The sequence below is a fragment of the Anaerobacillus sp. ABA4_114 genome (assembly GCF_056159065.1).
The window spans coordinates 558,937-581,103 of the sequence record NZ_JBSWUM010000001.1; the positions used below are offsets into that span (position 1 = coordinate 558,937).

18 protein-coding genes are annotated in these 22,167 nt (G+C 40.1%); 17 read left to right on the forward strand and 1 reads right to left on the reverse strand.

Annotated features, from left to right (window positions below; translation table 11 throughout):
- Positions 1-99 precede the first annotated feature (99 nt).
- From ACXAEY_RS02730 to ACXAEY_RS02740, 3 genes are all read left to right on the forward strand, one after another.
- On the forward strand, positions 100-1,020 hold the full coding sequence (locus tag ACXAEY_RS02730) for a carbohydrate ABC transporter permease (RefSeq protein WP_474810331.1): 921 nt from the start codon (positions 100-102) through the stop codon (positions 1,018-1,020).
- Between the two features lie 88 nt (positions 1,021-1,108).
- A complete protein-coding gene (locus tag ACXAEY_RS02735) occupies positions 1,109-1,858 on the forward strand; it encodes a carbohydrate ABC transporter permease (protein ID WP_474814712.1) in 750 nt (249 codons plus the stop codon).
- Positions 1,859-2,047: 189 nt separating this feature from the next.
- Positions 2,048-2,194: a hypothetical protein gene (locus ACXAEY_RS02740; RefSeq protein ID WP_474810333.1), complete on the forward strand. Its 147-nt coding sequence runs from the start codon at positions 2,048-2,050 to the stop codon at positions 2,192-2,194.
- A 200-nt stretch (positions 2,195-2,394) separates the two neighbouring features.
- On the opposite strand, the gene ACXAEY_RS02745 is transcribed toward ACXAEY_RS02740, so the two are convergent.
- Entirely contained in the window at positions 2,395-3,783 is a 1,389-nt protein-coding gene (locus ACXAEY_RS02745) for a GGDEF domain-containing protein (RefSeq protein ID WP_474810334.1), read from the reverse strand.
- Between the two features lie 209 nt (positions 3,784-3,992).
- On the opposite strand from ACXAEY_RS02745, the gene ACXAEY_RS02750 reads away from it, so the two are divergent.
- From ACXAEY_RS02750 to ACXAEY_RS02815, 14 genes are all read left to right on the forward strand, one after another.
- Complete coding sequence (locus tag ACXAEY_RS02750; protein WP_474810336.1) at positions 3,993-5,009, forward strand: NAD-dependent epimerase/dehydratase family protein; 1,017 nt, start codon at positions 3,993-3,995, stop codon at positions 5,007-5,009.
- 1 nt (position 5,010) lies between these two features.
- Positions 5,011-6,078 (forward strand): dihydrodipicolinate synthase family protein, encoded by a 1,068-nt coding sequence (locus ACXAEY_RS02755; RefSeq protein ID WP_474810338.1) that lies wholly within the window; start codon positions 5,011-5,013, stop codon positions 6,076-6,078.
- A gap of 5 nt (positions 6,079-6,083) precedes the next feature.
- Positions 6,084-7,082, forward strand: a complete 999-nt coding sequence (locus ACXAEY_RS02760; RefSeq protein ID WP_474810340.1) for a zinc-dependent alcohol dehydrogenase — start codon at positions 6,084-6,086, stop codon at positions 7,080-7,082.
- 16 nt (positions 7,083-7,098) lie between these two features.
- On the forward strand, positions 7,099-8,154 hold the full coding sequence (locus ACXAEY_RS02765; protein WP_474810342.1) for a Gfo/Idh/MocA family protein: 1,056 nt from the start codon (positions 7,099-7,101) through the stop codon (positions 8,152-8,154).
- A 22-nt stretch (positions 8,155-8,176) separates the two neighbouring features.
- Positions 8,177-9,229 carry a Gfo/Idh/MocA family protein gene (locus tag ACXAEY_RS02770; protein WP_474810344.1) on the forward strand — a complete coding sequence of 351 codons (1,053 nt, stop codon included), beginning with the start codon at positions 8,177-8,179 and terminating at the stop codon, positions 9,227-9,229.
- Positions 9,229-10,773: an FAD-dependent oxidoreductase gene (locus tag ACXAEY_RS02775; protein WP_474810346.1), complete on the forward strand. Its 1,545-nt coding sequence runs from the start codon at positions 9,229-9,231 to the stop codon at positions 10,771-10,773. Before ACXAEY_RS02770 ends, ACXAEY_RS02775 begins: the two co-directional genes overlap by 1 nt.
- 55 nt (positions 10,774-10,828) lie before the next feature.
- Positions 10,829-11,671, forward strand: coding sequence for a sugar phosphate isomerase/epimerase family protein (locus tag ACXAEY_RS02780; RefSeq protein ID WP_474810348.1), 843 nt, complete (start codon positions 10,829-10,831; stop codon positions 11,669-11,671).
- 15 nt (positions 11,672-11,686) lie between these two features.
- Positions 11,687-12,397: a hypothetical protein gene (locus tag ACXAEY_RS02785; RefSeq protein ID WP_474810350.1), complete on the forward strand. Its 711-nt coding sequence runs from the start codon at positions 11,687-11,689 to the stop codon at positions 12,395-12,397.
- Positions 12,397-13,371: a Gfo/Idh/MocA family protein gene (locus tag ACXAEY_RS02790; RefSeq protein ID WP_474810352.1), complete on the forward strand. Its 975-nt coding sequence runs from the start codon at positions 12,397-12,399 to the stop codon at positions 13,369-13,371. Before ACXAEY_RS02785 ends, ACXAEY_RS02790 begins: the two co-directional genes overlap by 1 nt.
- A 62-nt stretch (positions 13,372-13,433) precedes the next feature.
- Entirely contained in the window at positions 13,434-14,300 is an 867-nt protein-coding gene (locus ACXAEY_RS02795) for an ROK family protein (protein WP_474810354.1), read from the forward strand.
- Between the two features lie 16 nt (positions 14,301-14,316).
- Entirely contained in the window at positions 14,317-15,462 is a 1,146-nt protein-coding gene (gene nagA / locus ACXAEY_RS02800) for an N-acetylglucosamine-6-phosphate deacetylase (protein WP_474810356.1), read from the forward strand.
- 185 nt (positions 15,463-15,647) lie between these two features.
- Complete coding sequence (locus ACXAEY_RS02805) at positions 15,648-17,888, forward strand: FIMAH domain-containing protein (protein WP_474810358.1); 2,241 nt, start codon at positions 15,648-15,650, stop codon at positions 17,886-17,888.
- A gap of 70 nt (positions 17,889-17,958) precedes the next feature.
- A complete protein-coding gene (locus ACXAEY_RS02810; protein WP_474810360.1) occupies positions 17,959-21,021 on the forward strand; it encodes an FIMAH domain-containing protein in 3,063 nt (1,020 codons plus the stop codon).
- Between the two features lie 100 nt (positions 21,022-21,121).
- Entirely contained in the window at positions 21,122-21,844 is a 723-nt protein-coding gene (locus tag ACXAEY_RS02815) for a glycerophosphodiester phosphodiesterase (RefSeq protein ID WP_474810362.1), read from the forward strand.
- Positions 21,845-22,167 lie beyond the last annotated feature (323 nt).

A 22,167-nucleotide genomic window follows, 5' to 3' on the forward strand; every position in this document is an offset into this window, starting at 1 on the left:
ACGATAAGAACAATGAGGATGGTTGTCCAGCAGATGAACATACTCATTGTTCTAATTTACATATGAAATAAGGTGATTACACTGGAAGAAAAGTTAACGATGAAATTATCAAATAAGAGTAGTCTATCTTTGAGAGAGCGTTTCATTAGGGAATGGAACCGAAATGCTATTGTGTACATTTTCTTAATTCCAGCTTTGATTCACTTTCTTATATTTCAAATTTTTCCATTCGGTTTTAGTTTTGTTCTTACCTTCTTGGATTGGAAAGTAATCGGAACTCCTGAATTTGTTGGTTTAAAGCATTGGTCAGCATTTTTGAGTGATAAGCTTGCCTGGAAATCTATTTGGAATACGGTGTTGTTCTCCATTTACTATATTATTCCGACTATGGCAATGGGCTTGATATTAGCCTTGATTATCAATAGTGGAGTAAAGTTCTCAAAGATTTTCAAGGGGATTTTCTTCTTACCTGTCGTTACTTCCTTTGTCATTATTGCAGGTCTTTGGGGTTGGTTATTCAATGGGACAGAAGCAGGGATGGTCAACTATGTCATAGGGCTGTTCGGGATCGATCCACAGCTTTTCTTGGCTGATTCTGGTCAGGCCCTCATGGTTCTTGCAGGTTTAAGTATTTTTAAAGTCAGTGGAAGTACGATGATTTATTACTTTGCTGGTTTACAGTCCATTCCTAAACAATTATATGAAGCTGCCCGTATTGATGGGGCTTCAAGAATGAAGATATTTTGGCAGATCACCTTTCCTTTGTTAAAACCGATTCACTTTTATGTAGCTATTATCACAACTATCGGTTCTTTCCAAATCTTTGACTCAACTTTTTTGCTTACAGGCGGAGGGCCGAATTACTCGACAACCACCATTGTCTATTATTTATATGAGCAAGGGTTTACTAGTCTGAATCTAAGCTATGCCGCCGTTCTTTCCTATGTTTTGTTTTTTATCATCCTGACGATCTCTTTGATACAAAGAAAATACTTGGGGAAAGATTCAGCAATCTATTAGGTAGGGTTGTGTAAGAAAGGAGAAGGTGTTATTGCTTAAAACCATTATCAAGTATATAGCATTATTGCTACTAGCTTTTGTATTCTTAATGCCATTCATCGTCATGGCTTTGGGTTCTTTAAAAGACGTTCAATATGCTCAGGTGGATCCATTATTCTGGATACCTACTGAGCCGGTACTAAAAAACTATGCTTATATATTCACAGATGGGATATTTTTAAGGTGGATCTTTAACTCAATCGTGATCACAATTGTGCCAGTTGGAAGTCAGATGTTTTTATGCGCTGTGTTAGGTTATGTATTTGCGAAGAAGCGGTTTCCAGGACGAGAAGTTATTTTCTGGATATTCATGGCTGTAATCATGATACCTCAGCAACTCTTAATCATTCCCAAATACATCATGTTCGCTGACTTTGGATGGATTAACACGTACTGGTCTTTGATCGTTCCAGAGCTATGGGGGATTATGGGTGTTTTCTTAGTAAGACAATTTTTACAAAACATACCTGATGATTTAGAGGAAGCAGCACGTATGGACGGAGCAAATGATATCCAAATCTTTTTTAGAGTCATTTTACCGTTGTCCATACCTGTTGTAGCAACAGTTGGGACATTTTCCTTCATCTCCAATTGGAATGATTTATTCCAGCCGCTTATTTATATGACGAAAGAAGAGATGTTCCCTGTCACGGTAGGTCTTGCTTCTTTACTTGGTAAAGAAGGGAACTTTGGAATTGAAATGGCTGGTTCAACGATCTCTTTTATTCCAACATTTTTAATCTTCCTGTTTTTCCAGCGCTATTTCACAGAAGGAATTCAAATGTCCGGCTTAAAGTAGCTTGTTAGGAAGGATAGGGGAAGTAAGACAAATTTATCTATTGGCATGATAGGGATTGATTCCTCTCATGCCATTGCTTTTACTAAGCTTATGAACAATTCTCAAGAAGGTTATCACGTGAAGGGAGGAGAGTTGAGGTATCTTTTTTTCTTAGCGGTTCTACGAATTTAGGGTTCAGGGGTGGATTCTGTGGAGGTTCGAGCAACCCATAATCACCATTTACTAACAAGAAAATGGAAAGATGAACGGCTAGGTACAGTAAAGGGCAACATTAGTGGGAATAATCAGTTTGTACTGTTATTCATTTTGATTTTGAGAAAGGAAGCGCTCATGTAAACGCCTCCAATAATTAAAGAGCCTATTATGCTAGTTTGCTAAATCGACTTGTTCCATTTTTGGGGAATGGTAAACCGTACGTCTCAATTGATAAGACTATAGACATTGTACACTTTCTCATTTGACTAATGAAAGTAGACTAAAAGTTGGGCAACGTTGCTGAATAGGAAGGGGTAGAAAGGGGTTTTCTCGTGTCGCAGTTATTTCACTTTCTCTTCCTCTAATATGAATGACAGACGATAGATTCGACGTGGTCTTCCTTTATGTGTTACTTTTTCTTCTCCTACAATATCGACCAATTCAGCGTCCATCCATTTTAATAGTATTCGATGAGCACTCCTGACGGTGATTTTAAGTGTAGAAGCTAGTTCTTGTGCTGTATAGTCATACTTTTTATGGCGGGCGACCCTAGCCATGAGCTTAGTCATATAGGCTGCAGACATACCTGCTTGCTCTGCTTTATCTAAAAGTTGGGCATCAGTCACGGATAAATCATAACGTTCGTATTGTGTGTGAATCGCTATGTCAACGGGGCCAAGAACACTTCTATCTTCACGGACGATATAACATACGTTACCTCCTAGTCCTTTGGACTGTCGAAGAGCGAGGCGTGCGTGATTTCCAGCTTCTGCTGCAGTACTGCCGAACCCAACACCGATACTTAAAGTGATTCCTATTTTAATTTTAGTATCTTGTAGCAGTGGAATAAATTTATAACCTCTCGTTTCGCGCTCGAATATTCCACGAGTTGTGATGAAGGAGTATTCTTCACCTCCAAGGTTAATTAAGTGGCCATCTAATTGTTTTATATAATCTAACAGCATTTGTTGTATCTGAAGCTTTAAAAGCTGTACATCGTGCTCAGAAGGGTATTTCTCGGTAACTTTTTGGAAATGGTCGAGATCAATAAGGCCGAAGACGATTTGGGATTCCTTGTTTTGACGTGTTCGGGTTGCAAGTAAGGCACGTTCTAAAGAAACAACCATATCCTGGTGTGTCGGTGTCACCCATTCATGCGGGATGTTCATCTCGGTTAACTTCTTAGAAACATCTTGGATACCTGTTAATGCTATCGATTGATTCTCTTTGTGATTTTGGGCATGAAAATTAATAATGTCACTAATCATGGCAGGGCTGTTATCAGATTGGAAGATGTTGTATTCATAAGATTGTTCATCTAGTTCATACAAAATTTGCTGTACATATTTTTCATCAATCGTATCTATGGATAATTGTTTGCACTCATAGTTATTTTTGATTAAAAATAATGCTCGGTAAAGACCAGTGCCCATCAACGGGATATAGTGAACGGGAATTGAAAAATCCAACATTTGCTTGGCAAAATAATAGAGTTGAGATTCTGTAAACATCAGAACGTCTACATCAGCCATTAATTCTTTAGCAATATCTGTAACATTGGTTGAAGGCGTTACAGTACGAAATATCGGCTTAAAGTTTGGAAAAGATTTTAATGTCTCTTTAATTTTAATGATCAGCGCATCAGGACCAATGACACCGATAATGATATCTGATGCTCCCTTCTCAACATTTGGAATATTCATTTCATCAGCTCCCGTTAAAAGACGCATTCGAGACTTGTCTTTATAGATTAGTTGCGTCTATATTATACTCAAAATTCTAAATTGTCAAAAATTTAATTAGTTAATGTTAATCCCTCGGTAAATAAAGACACTTTTAAGACTTGTCTTTTAATGCCCTAGTTTCTAGAATGATAGGTAATTAATAATCAGAAATTTCAAACATATAAGGTTGTGAATTTTAGAATAGGAGTGAAAAGATGAACACAATTGCAGAATTAGAGGATTTTATGACAAAGCCCTCAAACGATTTGAAGAAAGATCTAGCAAGACTAGACGGAGATATTATGATCCTAGGCGTTGGGGGAAAAATGGGTCCCACTTTAGCGAAAATGGTTAGAAGAGCTATCGACGAAACGAGCGTTAAAAAACGTGTGATTGGCGTCTCAAGGTTTTCTACAGGGAATCTCAACAAGGAATTAAACGACTATGGAATTGAAACCATTGCTGTTGATTTGCTTGATGATCAGGCGCTTGAATCTCTCCCAATGGTAAAGAATATTATCTTTATGGCTGGCAATAAATTTGGAACGGTTGGAAATGAACATTTTACTTGGGCGATGAACGCCTATTTGCCAGGAAGAGTCGCTGAAAAGTTTAAAAACTCCAGAATTGTTTCATTTTCCACGGGCAATGTTTATCCATTGACAATGATTTCGAGTAATAATTGCTCTGAGGATACGATGGTAAATCCAATCGGGGAGTACGCTCAATCTTGTCTCGGTAGAGAGCGTATCTTTACTTACTTTTCCCATAAAAATAGGACTCCTATGCTGATGTTTCGATTGAACTATGCGATTGACCTCCGTTACGGTATCTTGTTGGAAATAGCAAAACAAGTAAACGAAGGTAAGACGATTGATTTAACAATGGGAAACGTAAATGTGATTTGGCAGGGAGATGCGAATGAATACGCAGTACGTTCATTACTTCATTGTGATTATCCGCCAGAAATTCTGAATGTGACGGGTCCAGAAACGTTATCGGTACGATGGCTGGCAGAAGAATTCGCAAAGCGTTTTAACAAGAAAGCGATCTTTGCTAATGAAGAAGAACCAACAGCATTACTTAATAACGCTTCTAAATCTCACCAGATGTTTGGTTATCCAAAAGTATCGGTTCTGGAAATGATCAATATGATAGCAGCATGGGTACAAGGTGAAGGTTTGACGTTGGACAAGCCAACCCATTTTCAAGAACGTGAAGGAGCTTTTTAACATGATTAATCTAGCAATTAAAAAGAAATTGCAAGAGGGAACCGTTATTCCTGCCCACCCTTTAGCTTTGACCAGTGAAAAGAAAATGGATGACGCTGGACAGCGTGCTTTGACTCGCTATTATATTGACGCTGGGGTCGGTGGACTTGCTGTTGGTGTGCATACCACCCAGTTTGAAATTCGGGATCCAGAAGTGGGTTTGTTTGAAAAAGTGCTCACTTTAGCTATGCAAGAAATAAAATCATCTGGTAAGGAAAATTCTTTGATCAAAATAGCGGGAGTTTGTGGGCCGCTCGAACAAGCGATGGAAGAAGCAAAACTAGCCAAAAATCTTGACTATGATCTCGTGTTACTCAGTATGGGAGGTTTGGATGAATTATCGGAAGACGATCTTATTCATCGCACAGAACAAGTTTCTGAAATAATCCCTGTGTTTGGTTTTTATTTACAGCCGTCAGTAGGCGGCAGGATTTTATCTTATGATTTTTGGAGTAAATTTGCTGATATTCCTAACGTTCACGCAATCAAAATCGCTCCTTTTAATCGTTATCTTACTTTAGATGTTGTAAGGGCAGTGGCAAACTCCAAACGTAACGAAGAGATAGCACTCTATACTGGAAATGATGACAATATTATCAATGATTTGCTGACCGTTTTCAAAATAAACACAGAGAAGGGACTCGTGGAAAAATCGTTTGCGGGCGGGCTTCTCGGGCATTGGTCGGTCTGGACAAAACGAGTCGTCGAACTGTTTGAGGAAATCAAAGCAGGACAGGGACAGACAACCATAACAAGTGAATTGTTAACGTTAGCCCAGGAGGTTACCGATGCTAACGCGGCTTTTTTTGATGCGCACAACCAATTTAAAGGATGTATAGCTGGCATTAATGAAGTCCTTACACGTCAAGGGATTTTAAAAGGGAACTGGTGCTTGGATGAAACAGAGCGATTAAGTCCTGGGCAATCAGCTGAAATTGAAAGGGTTTACAAAAGTTATCCCCATTTGCATGATGATGATTTTGTTCGAGCGAATTTGAATAAGTGGTTTAAAACGACAAAGAAAGTGTGAGGGAAATGAGACAAATTATTGCTGCCAATCAACGTGTTGACATTGAGGAAGTACCAGATCTAGAGGTTAAAGCTAATTATGTGTTGGTCAAGACGATGCATTCGATCATTTCCACTGGCACAGAAGCTACTATTATTAAAAACAGTATAAACAAAAAAAATGGGTTAGGTTACAGTGCTATGGGAGTAGTTGAAGCATGCGGAGATGGTATTGAGGACGTAGAACAAGGTGATTATGTAGCCTGCTATGGCGCTCCATATGTTCAGCATGCAGACTATATGCTCGTGCCCAAAACCTTGTATGCGAAGGTCCCTGAAAATGTGAATGCTAAAGAGGCAGCTCTTGCAGGTATTGGAGCCATCGCCATCCATGCTCTTCGTATCGCAAAGCTGGAATTTGGAGAAACCGTTGTGATCGCAGGCCTCGGGTTATTAGGACAAATGATCGCAAAAATTTCAGATGCAGCTGCCTATGACGTCTTCACTTACGATCTACATGAAGAACGAGTAGAAATGCTACATGAAGAAGCTAACATACGTGGTTTCTCAGATAAGGCTTCCTTAGAAAAGGAGATCCATAGAAGTACAGGTGGTTATGGGACAGACGCCGTATTACTTTGTGCAGGAGGAAAAAAGTCCCCACTTACACATGAATCACTTCAATGGATACGTAATAAAGGGAAAGTGGTGATCGTTGGAGACATCGAACCCGACTTTCCAAGGAATCTTATGTTCAGTAAAGAAGCTCAAATCCTTATCTCAAGGGCAGGAGGACCGGGACGCTATGACAAGGTTTATGAAGCTCAAGCGGTAGATTACCCATACGGATTTGTCCGCTGGACAGAAGGACGGAATGTATCAGAATACCTTCGGCTCGTGAGTGAAAGAAGAATCGACGTTTCTTCCTTTTTAACCAGTGAAATCGATTTCGAACATGCAGTAGAGGCATACGAAAGTTTACTTGGTAAACAGACGAGTATGCTGACAAGCGTTATTAACTATTAGTTGCAGGAGGAAGGAAATGAGACAGGTTCATATAGGAATAATAGGACTAGGAACAATTGCAGAAACAAGCCATTTGGTACATCTCAAAGAATTGGAAGGCGTGACCCTTACAGCAGTAGCTGATTTGAGCGAGAAGAGAGCTAAGCAAATAGCGGATACTTACGATATTCCTCTGCATTTTAGTAACACAAAAACGATGTTGGACACTGCAAAATTGGACGCTGTAGTGATCTGTACACCTAATACAACACATATTCCCATTGCACGCATGGCTGCCGAAAAGAACATTCATGTGCTGATGGAAAAGCCAATTGGTACAAATTTGTTCCAAGTGAAGGAATACCTTGAATTAGCCCGTCAACATCATGTCATGACGATGGTAGGAATGACGCATCGCTTTAGAGATGATGCCGAAATTTTGAAAGAATATATTCATAGAGGCGAATTAGGCGATATTTACTATGTTAAAGCTAAGTTACTTCGCAGAAGAGGAACCCCGAAGGGCTGGTTTACGAACAAAGCTCTGGCTGGGGGAGGCGCGATGATGGATATTGGAATTCATGTATTGGATTTGGCTTGGTGGCTGATCGGAATTCCGAGCGTCAAGTCTATTTCAGGGCAGACCTTGAAAGCAATTGGTCCGTATAATACACGTTATTCATCAAGCTGGGAATCGAGTAATAAAGAGTTGAATGCTTCCTCCATTTTTGATGTTGAAGATTTCGGATCAGCTTGGATTCGTTTCAGTAATGGAGTCACCCTCTCCCTTGAAATAGCTTGGGCCATGAATGGGGAACAAGATGGGAATATGTCGATCGAAATATTCGGAGATAAAGGCGGAGGAATACTGTCGCCTTTAACTATTTTCCAGGAAGAACATGGTGTGGTTGTAAAAAAGCATCCGTACGTCGAGAGTAACAGTCCATTTCGAAAAGAATTACAGCATTTCATAGACTGTATACGGACTGGCGCTCATCCACATCCGAGTGGTGATCAAGGATATGAAGTGCTAAAAATGCTGTGCGGAGTTTATGAATCATCAGAGAAGCAACAAGAAATTTCGTATTCCTAACTTAGAAGGGAGACTTTAATTTATGCTAAAGGTTGGAGTCATCGGGGTAGGTTCCATATCTCAATATCACATTGAACCCTATCAGGCTAACGCTAAAGTGGATTTAACAGCTTTTTGTGACGTGAATGAGGAACGTCTTAATGAAAAAGGTAAAAAATACAACATAGTGCAACTGTATACAGATTATCGAGAGTTGTTGCAAAACAGTGAGATTGATGCCGTAAGTATTTGTACATGGAACAACACCCACGCTGAAATTGCAGTCGCTGCTTTGGAAGCTGGTAAACACGTACTAGTAGAAAAACCTCTTAGTATTACTGTTGAAGAGGCTGAAAGAGTCCAGGAAACTGCAGAACGTACCGGTAAGAATGTACAGGTGGGATTTGTAAGACGACATGGAGACAATGCTAAATTACTGAAGACGTTCATTGACCAAGGAGAGCTTGGTGATATTTATTATGCAAAAGCCTCTTGCTTACGCAGGCTTGGCAATCCAGGTGGTTGGTTTAGCGATAAATCTAAATCAGGAGGCGGACCATTGATAGACCTAGGGGTTCATATGATTGATATCAGCTGGTATTTGATGGGACGCCCTCGTCCTATCTCGGTTAGCGGAAACACATATAACAAGCTAGGGAACCGGAGTCATATAGAAAACCTATCATTCTACCAAGCTGCCGATTATGACCCCGCTCTTAATGATGTAGAAGATTTGACAAATGCGATGATACGTTTTGAAAATGGGGCCTCACTAGTATTAGATGTCAGTTTTACTCTGCAAGCTTTGAAAAACGAAGTATCTGTTAAGCTGTTTGGTGATAAAGGTGGTGCTGAAATTGAGCCTGAGCTTGCTATGGTGACGGAAAAGAATAGCACTATTTTAAATATAACTCCTCAAATTGATAGTCTAGTTTTTGATTTTGAATGTGCTTTTCAAAATGAAATCAATCATTTCGTCTCGATCTGTTTAGACGGTACAGAAAATATCGCACCAGTCTCAGATGGGGTTGAAGTCATGAAAATGCTAAATGCTATCTACGAGTCTGCAAAGTCAGGAAGAGAGGTTTACTTTTAATGAGTACCATAAGCGTAGATTTAGTAGTCATAGGCGGTGGATTAGGTGGTTGTGCTGCAGCTCTTGCTGGATGTTCTCGAGGCCTTCGCGTTCTTTTAATAGAAGAAACAGAGTGGTTAGGTGGACAGGTGACTTCCCAGGGGGTACCTCCTGATGAACATGAATGGATTGAAGATTTTGGTTGTACGAGACGATACAGGGATTATCGAGAAAATGTTCGTCAGTCATATGAACGTATGATGCAAATGACCGAAACGAAAGAACCTCTAAATCCTGGAAATGGACTAGTCAGCAACATATGCCATGATCCACGAGTTAGCCTTCATGTATTAACTGAAATGCTCCTGCCATTTACTATGACTAATCAACTGATTATTATGCTTAGAACAAAAGTTGAGCATGTGAAACGTAATCAGAAAGCTGTTCAAACAGTCCGTTTGGCTTCAGGGGAAACGGCCCAGGCTCCTTATTTTATTGATGCTACGGAATCAAGTGATCTACTCCCTTTAGCCAATTTAGATTATGTAAGAGGAGCAGAATCAAAAGCAGAGACGGAAGAGCCACATGCGCTGGATACAGCAGATCCTGATGATATACAGGCCTTCACTTATGTTTTAGCGATGGAATACCGTATAGGAGAAAATCACCAGATTGAAAGGCCGGAAATGTACGACTTCTGGCGTGAATATCAGCCTGATTTTTGGCCAGATAAAGTGTTGAGTTTTTATGCGCCTCATCCTATAACCAAAAAGAAACGGCAATATACTTTATTTCGAGAAGAACAGGGATTTCCTTTATGGGAATACCGGCGAATGTTCGATTCTAACCTGTATGTAACTCCGCTTCCTAGTGGTGATATTTCGTTAATGAACTGGCCGCAAAACGATTATATGTTAGGTAACATTTACGATGTATCGCCACAGGAAAAAGAGAAACATGTATACCAGGCAAAGCAACTAAGCCTTTCCTTATTATATTGGCTTCAGACAGAAGCACCCCGTCCTGATGGAGGGAAAGGGTACCCTGAATTAAAACTCCGATATGACGTATTTGATACGGATGATGGACTAGCCAAAAGTGCTTATATCCGGGAGTCTCGACGTATTAAAGCAGAGTATTGCATCACTGAAAAAGATGTTTCCCCTGATTTCAATGAAGGAAAAACAGGCGAATTGTACAGGGATCGTATTGGGATAGGATCTTACAGTATAGATTTACATCCTAGTATGTCTGGGCGCAATTATCTGGATATCGATGCCCTCCCATTTCATATACCATTAGGAGCACTCATCCCTAAAGGTATGGAAAATCTTTTAGCAGGCTGCAAAAATATCGGCACGACTCATATAACTAACGGCTGTTACCGTCTGCACCCTACAGAATGGAATATTGGGGAGGCTTGTGGGGAACTAGTGGCTTTTTGTTTAGAGAAGAAAATGAGTCCCAAAGAGGTAAGAGAGGATGATAACTTACTACATCAATTTCAAAATGAACTTAGAGCGTCTGGTTTTGAGCTGGAATGGCCGAAAGAATTCTATCACTAAGTTTCAGGCAGCCTTCATGTTAAATCAATTCAAAGTCAAGTCGAGGAGGATTTGAATGAACATTAGCGTGAGTATGTATAGCTTAGCATCAGTCATCCGAGAAGAAAATTGGGACATTATTGATTTTATTGTTTATGCCGATGCCATTCATTTGGATGGTGTTGAGCTGCTGGACATTTATTGGAAGGATAAACGAAATAATCAAGCTGAAATCATACAAGTAAAAGAAGCTTTGGAGAAGCATGACTTAAAAGTCTCTGCCTATGATGTAACCAATAATTTCGTCAGGGAATCAACGGCTGAGAGAAAGGAAGAAGTAAATAAAGTAAAAGACGGCATCCGTGTGGCAAAGGAATTAGGTTGTAATATTGTCCGAGTATTTTGCGGTGATTTACGTGGTGATTTGACTTACGAAGTGGGACAGGGTTGGATTGTTGAGGGGTTAAAAGAGTGTGCGCCCCTTGCCGAGCAGGAAAAGGTTTACCTAGCCATTGAAAACCACGGATTACTGGCTGGCGAAAGTACTCAAGTTGACGAAATCATTCAAAAAGTTAATAGCCCGTTTGTGAAGTCAACTTTTGATACAGGAAACTTCCTTTTGGTTCATGAAAGTCCTCTGAATGCATTTGATCGACTCAAAGAAGTGATTGTTCATGTGCATTTTAAAGATTTTCGTCAAAAAAAATCAGATGAAGTCATTAAGGGGTTTAAGTCAATAAAGGGCGTTGAATTGATTGGGACCGTGCCGGGAGACGGAGAAGTGGATCTCTCTTATGTTGTGAACGGGCTTAAAGAAGTGGGTTATAAAGGATATCTATCAATTGAATATGAGGGTAAAGATGATGCAAAAGTTGCCAATGAAGAAGCTGTGAACCGTTTGAGACATTTATTGAAATAGGGAGGTGTTTGTCTGATGGATATCGTCTATGGTAATTCTGAAAAAATCGATTTTGATTCATCGCTTATTAAGGTGAAAAAGGTGGATAAACTTGAGCGGAAAATGTTCGATTCAATGCGCGATCAAGTGGTATTTGTCTCGGAATATACAGAAAAGGTGGATCTTTTTTCCACCAGTCACAAGGAGTTCATTCCCTATAGAAATCTTCCTGAGAACTTATCGGATCGAGGTCGGCTTTTTACGTATTTTGAACTAGATATTTACCCTTTTTTCGAAAAAGTGAAAGAAGTTATTGCAGAGCAGAGAAAGGGTGTCCTGCGTTTTAGAAGAAACGTACCAATAGGAAACACGAAAGCAATTATTGTCGAAGATTTGTTTGTCATAGCTAAACTTCTTGGGAAACCCGAGCACGTTAAGGTGATACACTCCAAACGAAAAGTTGATCCACAGCATGTCATTCTTACCGTCAACTTCAGGCAAGGTTCAATGGCTCATTTGGAATATACCTTCATGGACCGAGAGGGATTGGAGTTTGAATGGAGTGGAATCAAAAAAATAATCGAGTTTAACAGTGAAGACCTGTGCCAAGTCAAATCCAATCAGAATCCCTATATGCCCTTTACCTATTCAATTGATTCTATCTTAAAAGCTGGCCATGAAGTAAGTGCTGATCTACGCACTCAGTTGGAAAAATGGAAGGATCTCGTTAAAGGAGAGGAGGAGTAATGAAAGTAGGAATTATGAGCTTTGCTCATATGCATGCCTATAGCTATGCCGATGGGTTGAAGAAATTGTCGGGTGTAGAACTGGTGGGCATTTATGATGAGGGTTTAGAACGTGGAAAGAGCGCTGCCAAGAAGTATCATTGCGAGTATTTTTCTGACCAAACTACGTTTTTAAAACAAGAAATGGATGCTGTTATCATCTGCAGCGAAAATTTTCGTCATAAGGAGATGGTGCTTAATGCAGCACAAGCTAAGAAACATATTTTATGTGAAAAGCCGATTGCAACAAATGTAAGTGACGCGAAAGAAATGATACAAGCATGTGAAGAGAATGGGGTTATCTTACAAATCGCTTTTCCTGTTCGATTCAGTTCCCCTATCCAAAAATTGAAGCAATTCATTGACAATGGTGAACTGGGAGAAATCGTTGCTTTTCGTACAACAAACCGTGGCCAAAACCCTGGAGGCTGGTTTATTGACCCGAATCAATCGGGGGGAGGGGCTGTATTAGACCATACGGTACATATGGTTGATATCATGCGCTGGTATACGGGTAATGAAGTCGCCTCTGTTCATGCCATAGTAGATTCCTATTTTCATGACATTGATATTGATGATGCCGGTATCATGACACTAGAATTTGATGGTGGCATCGTAGCTTCTCATGATGCCAGTTGGTCAAGGTTTGCAGAGTATCCGGTTTGGGGAGACGTCACTATTGAAGTAATTGGGACAAAGCAGACAGTTAGGGCTGATGCCTTTAAAGAACATTTCCGGTTGTTTTCAAATGGTGAGGAATCAATGAACCACGTATTCTATGGAAAGGATATGGATCTCGGTTTGATTCATGATTTTGTAGGATGCGTGAAAGAACAACGTGAGCCATCGATAACTGGCTATGATGGATTAAAAGCTTTAGAAGTTGCCTTAGCAGCATACCAGTCAAGCGAGCAAAAACGAACAATAACCTTATAGGAAATGGCGACTATCTCTAGATGAAGGTGCCTGTATTGATCTATCCAATGAGAGGTGAAGCTATGTACACAATTGGAGTAGATATTGGAGGAACAAAAATAAAAATAGGATTGTTTTTGAAAGATCTGCTGATAAAAGAAGAAACGATTCGAACACCTGAAAATTCCGTGGCGGAACGTTTGATTACAGCAATAAACAGAGTAGCCCAAGACAATAATATTCGTGCGATTGGAGTAGCTTCAGCTGGTATCGTCGATTTTGAAAAGGGGATGATCGTTCGTGCTGCCAACGTTCGTGGCTTAGAAGGAGTTCCATTAAGGTCTTTGATAGAAAAAGCGTTTCACGTACCGGTGGTTATTGGGAATGACGCAAATTGTGCTGCATGGGCAGAAGGTGAAGTTGGAGCGGCGCGAGGTGTGAACAGTTATATTTGTGTCACGCTTGGAACAGGTATTGGAGCCGGAATCGTTCATAATCATAAACTAGTTCATGGAAAGAACGGTTATGGTGGAGAAGTAGGGCATATGGTCGTGGTCCCAAACGGTGAAAAGTGTGGCTGTGGAAGGAACGGATGTTGGGAAGCTTATGCTTCTGGTAAGGCTTTAGAGAAAATGATTTCTAATCACGTTATTTTGTCAGAAAAACAATACCGGCCAAAAGATCTATTTCAGCATTATACGTACCATTGTAAAGAAATAGTTGATCACTTTATCAACTATTTATGTATCGGGGTCACGAACCTTCAATATATTTTTGATCCAGATCGAATTGTGATTGGTGGAGGAATAATCGATTCAGGAGAGCATTGGTGGGAACACTTCACAAACAAACTTAGCCTTCAATCTCCCATTCCCATTGATGTCAAGCGTGCCAAGCTAAAAAATAATGCAAGTATGATCGGAGCAAGTTATTTAGCCGTACAAGATTAGAAGTGAGGGGAAGAGCATGTACTATCTAAAAGGAGACATCATTACTAACGGAAAGATAATCCCTGATCAGTTAATCGAAATCAAGAATGATACTATTACCGAAATAGGAGGAATGAGGCAAGGAAACGCCCCCGTTAAAGAAGTAAAGAACGGATATATCTGCCCCGGCTTTATCGATATCCATATACATGGTGTCGACGGTAAGGATTTTATGGACAAAGGGGAGGACGCTTTCAAATACATATCCAATCATTTACCAAAGTATGGGGTTACTTCCTGTCTCGCTACTTCCCGCACAGCCTCTCTATCTGATATCAATACATTTCTTCATTCTGCTAAACAGCATACCTTTTCAAGGCAGGGCTCCAGAGTACTTGGCGTTCATCTGGAAGGTCCTTGGATTAGTCCCCACTATAACGGTGCTCAAAACAAGAACCTCATAAGTGAATTAACATGGAAAGAAGTTAAAACCATCATTGAACCTTATCAAACAATTATCGCTAAAATAACACTTGCGCCAGAAGAAATAGAAGACCAATCCATCATAAGGCATCTGGTCTCTTTAGGGATTCAAGTTTCTGCAGGTCATACCAATGCTAGCATGGCACAAATCGAGACAGCAATTGAACATGGTCTTAGTCAGCTGACTCATACCTTTAATGCGATGAGCCCTGTGCATCATCGGAACCCAGGAACAGCTGCAGCTGCTTTCTATTTTGACACTCTGATATGTGAGCTTATTACAGATGGCGTTCATGTGAATCCAAGCATGATTAAACTGTTGTATAAGCTGAAGAGCAAAGATAACATTTCCCTCATCTCTGATTGCACCGGCTACAATTTACTGACTAATGGCGAGTTTTCATTACGAGGCAAGGAATTGATACGAAAAGGGAATGACGTGAGACTGAAAAACGGCCGGTTGGCTGGTAGTGTTATTACATTAATTGAAGGGATCAAACATGCAGTTGACTATTGCGCTATCTCCTTGGAGGACGCTGTGTATATGGCAACTCAAGTCCCCATAAAAGCTTGTGGAAGCAAAATGAAACTAGGTCAAATAAAGTCGGGGTATCTTGCAGATTTTGTCATCATGAATCAAGAATTGGAAGTAACAGAGACCATCATTGATGGGGAAACTCATTATTCTAGGTCTTTATAACGTTGACCTAGATACATGGTAGGTTGTCTTTTAAGGAGTACTCTGTCTTTTAAGAGAGTATAAGTCTGAGAGTGGAGGATGGTGACAATCAAAAAGCGAAGCGTAGAACAAGTTGACATATCTCAGGAAAGGAGTTTCGCATTCTATCTTTTAACAAGAGTGAAAATTGAAAGGGAGATGACGAAATGAAAGGTATATTAAATGTTTTTTTTATTCTTGTCATCACTTTTTTATTGGTGCTTAGTTCCGTTTTTACCCAAACGGAGAGGGTATCAGCGACTATCGGAAAAAATTTCAGTGAACCTGAAAACCTTGGCACTCCGGTAGAGAGCGTAGCAATTTATGATTCTACTTATGGAAAGGAAAATGGTCGAGATGTAATGTATACGACAGCTTCAGGTGAACCTGCCATTTTCCAGGTGGTTGATCTTGCCAGTGAGGAAGTTCTACGAACTTATAAATTAGAAGGATCGGGAAGTTCATGGACCCATATAACGGTTCCTAACGGCAATGTTTATATTGGGGGGAACGGCAAACTGTATGAATACTCTCGAGATACACAAGAAGTGAAGAATCTTGGAGGTATTGGTGAAAGCGTAGTTTATGGATTATCTTATGATGAAGAAGGTCGCGTCTATTTTGGTTCTTATCCGAACGCAAAAGCAGGGCGATATGACCCGAGTACAGGAGAAATGACAGACTACGGAAGTGTAGCGCCTGGTCAGTCCTATACTCGCTCCACTGCTTATCATGACGGCTATTTATACCTCGGTGTTGGTGTTGATAATCATGTCGTGAAGCTTGATGTGGAAACAGGTGACTATGAAAAAATTGATATACCAGAAAATATAACCCCAGGAAGCAGCATTTGGCAGATGGATGCTGCTGGTAAATATATTGCAGCTGGAGTGGGTGGCGGCAGTAATGCCCTTTTATTCTATGATACTGAACAGGGAGAGTGGAGCAATACTTTTTATTTAAACAATAAAGGACTCCGCCTCGTCCAAGGTCAACCTGGTAGCAATAAGGTGTACTTCCTACAAGGGAGTCGTCTGAAGGAAATTAATTTGGATACGTTGGAGGCTGAGGATACTGGTGTCACATTTGGTACATTCCTTCGCAATACTAGCTGGGTGGAAGTACCGAATGATCCTGATTTTCCAGGGGTGTCTTTAGTCACTGTCCAATTTGGCGGTGGAGTAACTTATATGAATTTGGAGACAAAAAAAGTGAAAACCACTCAATATCCCATTGTAGGAAACCCTATTCCACTTCAAACCTTGGAAAAAGGTCCTGGTGATTCTCTTTATATGAGTGGGTATCCCGGTGGTAAAGCAGCCGTATACCATACAGAGACTGGAGAGTCTAAATCATTTTCCTTAGGACAAGCTGAAGGAATGGCTGCTATAGGTGATCACATGTATTTCGGAGTCTATCCAGGTGCTTCTATATTTCAACTTGATACAACCGAAGCGACAATAAGCCCTAAGAGAATTTATGAAGTGCCGAACCAAGACCGTCCTTTTGTTATGACCCCTGGTGATCAAAAACTTTATATCGGCACCATACCTGATTATGGCCATTTAGGCGGATCATTAACTATTCTAAATCCAACATCAGTCGAAGATGTACGTGTATACGACAACGTGGTGGAGAACCAATCGATTACTGGGCTTGCAGAAAAAGATGGCAAGTTATATGGCTCAACAACCATTTATGGTGGTTTAGGTGTCGATCCCACAGAAACTGCAGCCAGACTTTTTGTGTGGGATATTGAGAAGGGTGAAAAGTTAGAAGAATTTATACCTATTCTTCCAAAGGCTACAACGCAGCCTAAAATGATTAGTGGTATGAGTGTCGGTCCAGACGGACTTTTATGGTCTGCGGCAGACGGAATAATTTTTGCTATGGATCCTAATACATTAGATATTGTTAAAAGTGAAAATATCTACCCAGATGTTGAAAACAGAGGAAGGTGGCGCCCTGTTCATATTCGATGGTCAGATGATGGAATCATGTATACCACACTAGCTGGAAATGTAACGGCAGTCGACCCAAAGACACTAGAATATAAAACGCTGGATACAACATCTACTGAGTTAATGACTCTTGGAGGAGACGGGAACATCTATTATGCTGCAGGTACAAATCTAATGAAAATTGAGGTAGTTGACAAAGTAACACTTAAATCGGTGTTAGATGTCATTAAGCATCATGAAGTAGAAGAAAATATAAAGCATTCTTTAAGTAAAGTTTTAACCAATAAAGTGAAACAAGCCATTCATCATTCTGAAAATAATCGACTAGACCAAGCCAAAAAGCATGTACAGGACGCACTTAAACACTTAGAAAAAGCTAAAGACAAGGAAATTACTGAGGAAGTTTACATGGAAATGAAAGATTCACTTCAATCGGTGGAGTATTGATTCGTATGTGATGTCAGGTAATTAGTATGTGGTCGTCAGTCTTAGTTAGAAATTTTTAGGAGGAAAATGAATGAATAAAAGGTGTCTTAGTACAACGGCTGTTTGTCTTGTTTTGTTATTAGGGATGTTTTCACTTTCTTCATTAACGACTTTTAACTCTCCGGCCTTAGCTTCTGAAGGGGAGGAATGGAAAGAGTTGTCTGTAGAAAATGGTGATTTTGAAGAAGAGCCAGCTTCTACTTCTGACTTGCCTTCCTGGGATTATTGGACAGGCGGATATAAAAATGGAATGAATATCTCAAAACAAGAGGTATACGAAGGACAGCGCAGCTTGAAAGTAGAGAATGATGGAGTTGTGGGTCTCTTCAGTGAAGCGATCTCTGTTAAAGAGGGAAAAACGTATCAATTTTCAGGGAAGATTTATGTCGAGAACCTGATTTCAGGAAACCCTGGTGTTTGGTTGCGTTGGATAGATCGTGAGGGAAAAATCATCGAGAATAATGCCAAGTATTTTGAGGATCTTCCCCTTCAAGAATGGCAAGAGCTATCCATAACAGGCACAGCTCCTACAGGAGCGACGGGTGTGAAAATATTTATCTATCAAACTTCAACTTCCAAAATGCTAGGCTACTATGATCAGTTACAGTTGTTTGAAAAGACTGATGGAAAACAACTGGACATGCCTTATGACTTTGGAGATCCAATCAACCTGGGTCCAGCTGCGTTGGCGGCTAAGACTCAGGGAGCAGCAATCGGTAATGGAGAATTGTATTATGCCACAAATGGTTCTCCAGCTACTTTTTTTGCAGCAGATGAGAAAACAGGGGAACTGATTTTTTCTCAAAAACTACCTGGTAACGATGTGGTGTGGGGAATGGCAGTTGGATCGGATGGAAATGTTTATTTTTCTGGCACCTATAATGGTGTATTGTATCGATACGTTACTGATGAAAAGCGGTTGGAGGAGGTAGGTAAAAACCCTTCTGATAATTGGGTGTGGGAACTAGAAGCAACAGATGATGGGAAAATATATGGAGCCACATACCCGAATGCGAAAGCATTCGAATACGATATTGAAAGCGACACCTTCACAGACCTTGGCTCATTTCATGATGAACAGAAGTATGCCCGAGGTCTTGGGGTTACAGAAGATCACCTTTATGTAGGGATTGGAACCACCTCCTACCTCTATCAAATGGATCGAAATACTGGTGAAAAGAAGGAGATCGAACTGCCAATCACTGGTGGGAGTTCTTCTGTATCAAATATATGGGAATACGGGGATCGGTTGTTTATTGCATACGGGACATCGTTATTAATTCTTGACGTTAATACTCATGAAACGTTAAAGCAGATAACTTGGAGGGATCAACATGCGTTTGACGGCTTAATTTCATCGCCATCTCCGTATGATGAGGATCTCATTTATTTCTTAAGTAAAAATGCGAGAGAATTATGGACATATAATCTAAATACCAATGAAATTGAAAAAGTTGAAACAGATATCGAACAGTTTCCAGCTTCACCTGCAAAAGCAATTGAATGGATAAAAAATGAAGATGGAACAGAAGTTCTTGCCATTCTCCATCATCAAATTGAATATTCGGTGTATAACCCAGAAACAAATGAAGTGAAAGTGAGTTATCCGGAAGTGGAAATGCAAGGCCTCTCGATTCAAAGCTTGGAAATAGGTCCCGATGATGACGTTTATCTTAGTGGATACCAGGGGTCGATTGGGGTTTTTGATACATCAGCTGAAGAATACATTTTACATGAGCGTGATCCACATCAAATTGAAGGAATGGGTTTCTTAAATGGAGATGTCTATATGGGAGCTTATGGTGGAGCGCGTATTTATAAATATGATCCAAGTAGTCCATATGAATATACCGATGGTAGATCAGGTAACAATCCTGAAATGGTGTATGACATACAGGATGGACAGAGCAGGCCATTTACATTCACGTCTGGTGAGAACAAGCTATTTGTAGGAACAATCCCTGATTATGGACAGCTAGGAGGTTCCTTGACGATTTATAATGAGGATCTTGATGAATGGAAAAGCATTCGTAACATCGTTAGCAACCAAAGTATTATTGGATTAGCTTATCATGACGGTTTTGTTTATGGCGGTTCGAGTATAGCTGGAGGGTTGGGTATTGACCCTACAGAAGAAATAGCAAAAATGTTTGAGTATGATGTTGAAACAGAAGAATACCAAGTATTTGATCTTCAAGTAGATGGTTTGGCAACGCCTGAAATGATAGGGGAACTATCAGTTGGTCCTGACGGAAATTTGTGGGGGGTCGCATGGGGATTTGACGATACTGGATTAGAAAATTCAGTGATTTTTGCAATGGATATGCAGTCAAAAGAGGTTATTAAAAGCAAAGAACTTTATTCCGGCGTTCACCGTGGAAGCCAATGGCGTCCATTTTACATCCGTTGGGATAATCAGGGGCTACTTTATACTACAGCAGGTAGGAAGTTAACCGTTATAGATCCAGAAACTTTAGCAAGTAAACAGCTAATTTCAGGCTCAGTCAATTTAATGGATTTAGACGATGAAGGTAATATCTATTATGCGGCTGGCGCAAATTTATATAAAATGCCGGTTCCACTAGAGGAGGCTGTTATCTCTTTAGATGAACGAACGTTGACTCAAGGAGAAGAGGCCCTTCTTGATCTCGAGGTGACGCTAGCCAATGGGAGTCCTGGTGATCTAAATGGTTATGAGATTGAATGGTCGAACGCTTCTCCTCAAATAGCCGAAATAGTGGATCGCAAGTTAATAGCGAAAAATGCGGGTACCACTATAATTCAAGCTACTGTGTCATATAATGGGCAGGTCATTCAATCCGATGAAATGACTGTGGTAGTAGAAATAACAGTAGCATCTTTGAAAGTTCAATTAATGGGACTTAAAGAAAGTGACTCGATTGATCATTCAACGTACAAAAAGCTCGATAATCGCCTAGATCAATCTGCTCATCACTATCAAAAAGGTCATACCACTCAAGCTATTAAACATTTGCAAGATTTCCTAAAGCACTTAGATAAAAGTTCTGTGGAAGATGACATAAAAGAAACGCTGGAAAGGAATGTGAATGCCCTGATCGATTCATGGAAGTAAAAATAAGTTTATTTGAAAGAGGTGCTTAGGTTCATAGGAGATAAACCTGCTAAGCACCTTGATCTTTAGAAATCAAAAGAGTTGGAGGGGAGATTTGTTGGTGAGGGTCATTGCCCATCGAGGAAGTTCTGGAACTCGTCCCGAGAATACTATGCTGGCTTTTAAGGAAGCAAAAAGGGTCGGTGCTGAAGGTATCGAATTAGATGTCCATCTTACAAGTGATGGAAGGTTAGCTGTAATCCATGATGCTACCATTGATCGAACCACAAATGGAATAGGAAACGTTAGAGACTATACAATGGAAGAGCTAAAGAGGATGGATGCCGGATCATGGTTTTCTAAAGACTTTCAGAATGAGCCCATCCCTGAATTGAGAGATGTTCTTGTATGGGCGAAAGAAGAGAAGCTATTTGTGAACATTGAATTAAAATATTCAAGATATACTCAATCGCCGCTTTTCGAAGAAACAGTTCTCTCTGAAGTGGAAAGCTATGAAATGGTGCCAAACATCATTATTTCCTCATTTAATCATTATGCTTTGCAAAAGATCCATCAACTTAATCCCAAGGTTCATTGCGCCATATTATTTCAAGAAAAAATCTTTGAACCATGGAATTATGCAATGACTCTAAGAGCTAATAGCTTGCATCCCCACATTACTAGTATGGACGATGAATTGATTATTGAGGCGGAAAGAAGAGGGTTTCCTGTAAGAGTGTATACTGTTAATGAGGCATATGATGTAAAGAGGTTAATAGAAACGAGATGCTCAGCAATTATAACTGATTTTCCAGCTGAAGCAATTGAGTGGAGGGATAATTAAGAATTCTAAGTAAGAAGGAGGTACTAAAAAAACTGGTCAGAAAGCCACAAACACTTTCTGTCATTCTGTAAGTGTCGTTCAAATCCTAAAGTAATCATCAACAGAGTCTGTAACCTGCAGAAATGAACTGTCTGAAAACGTAAGGCAGCCTACGGGCTGCTTTTTTATATGTATCTTTTATTAGCTTGAGACTACATCTGCAAAAGTTCCACGCTTTGAATTTAAACAGATTACGGATTAAGTGAAGAAGCCCAATTTTTTTGTATAAGTGCTACAAAAAAATATTGGGCTATCTCTTTACCGTGGATGAGATGATATGTTCA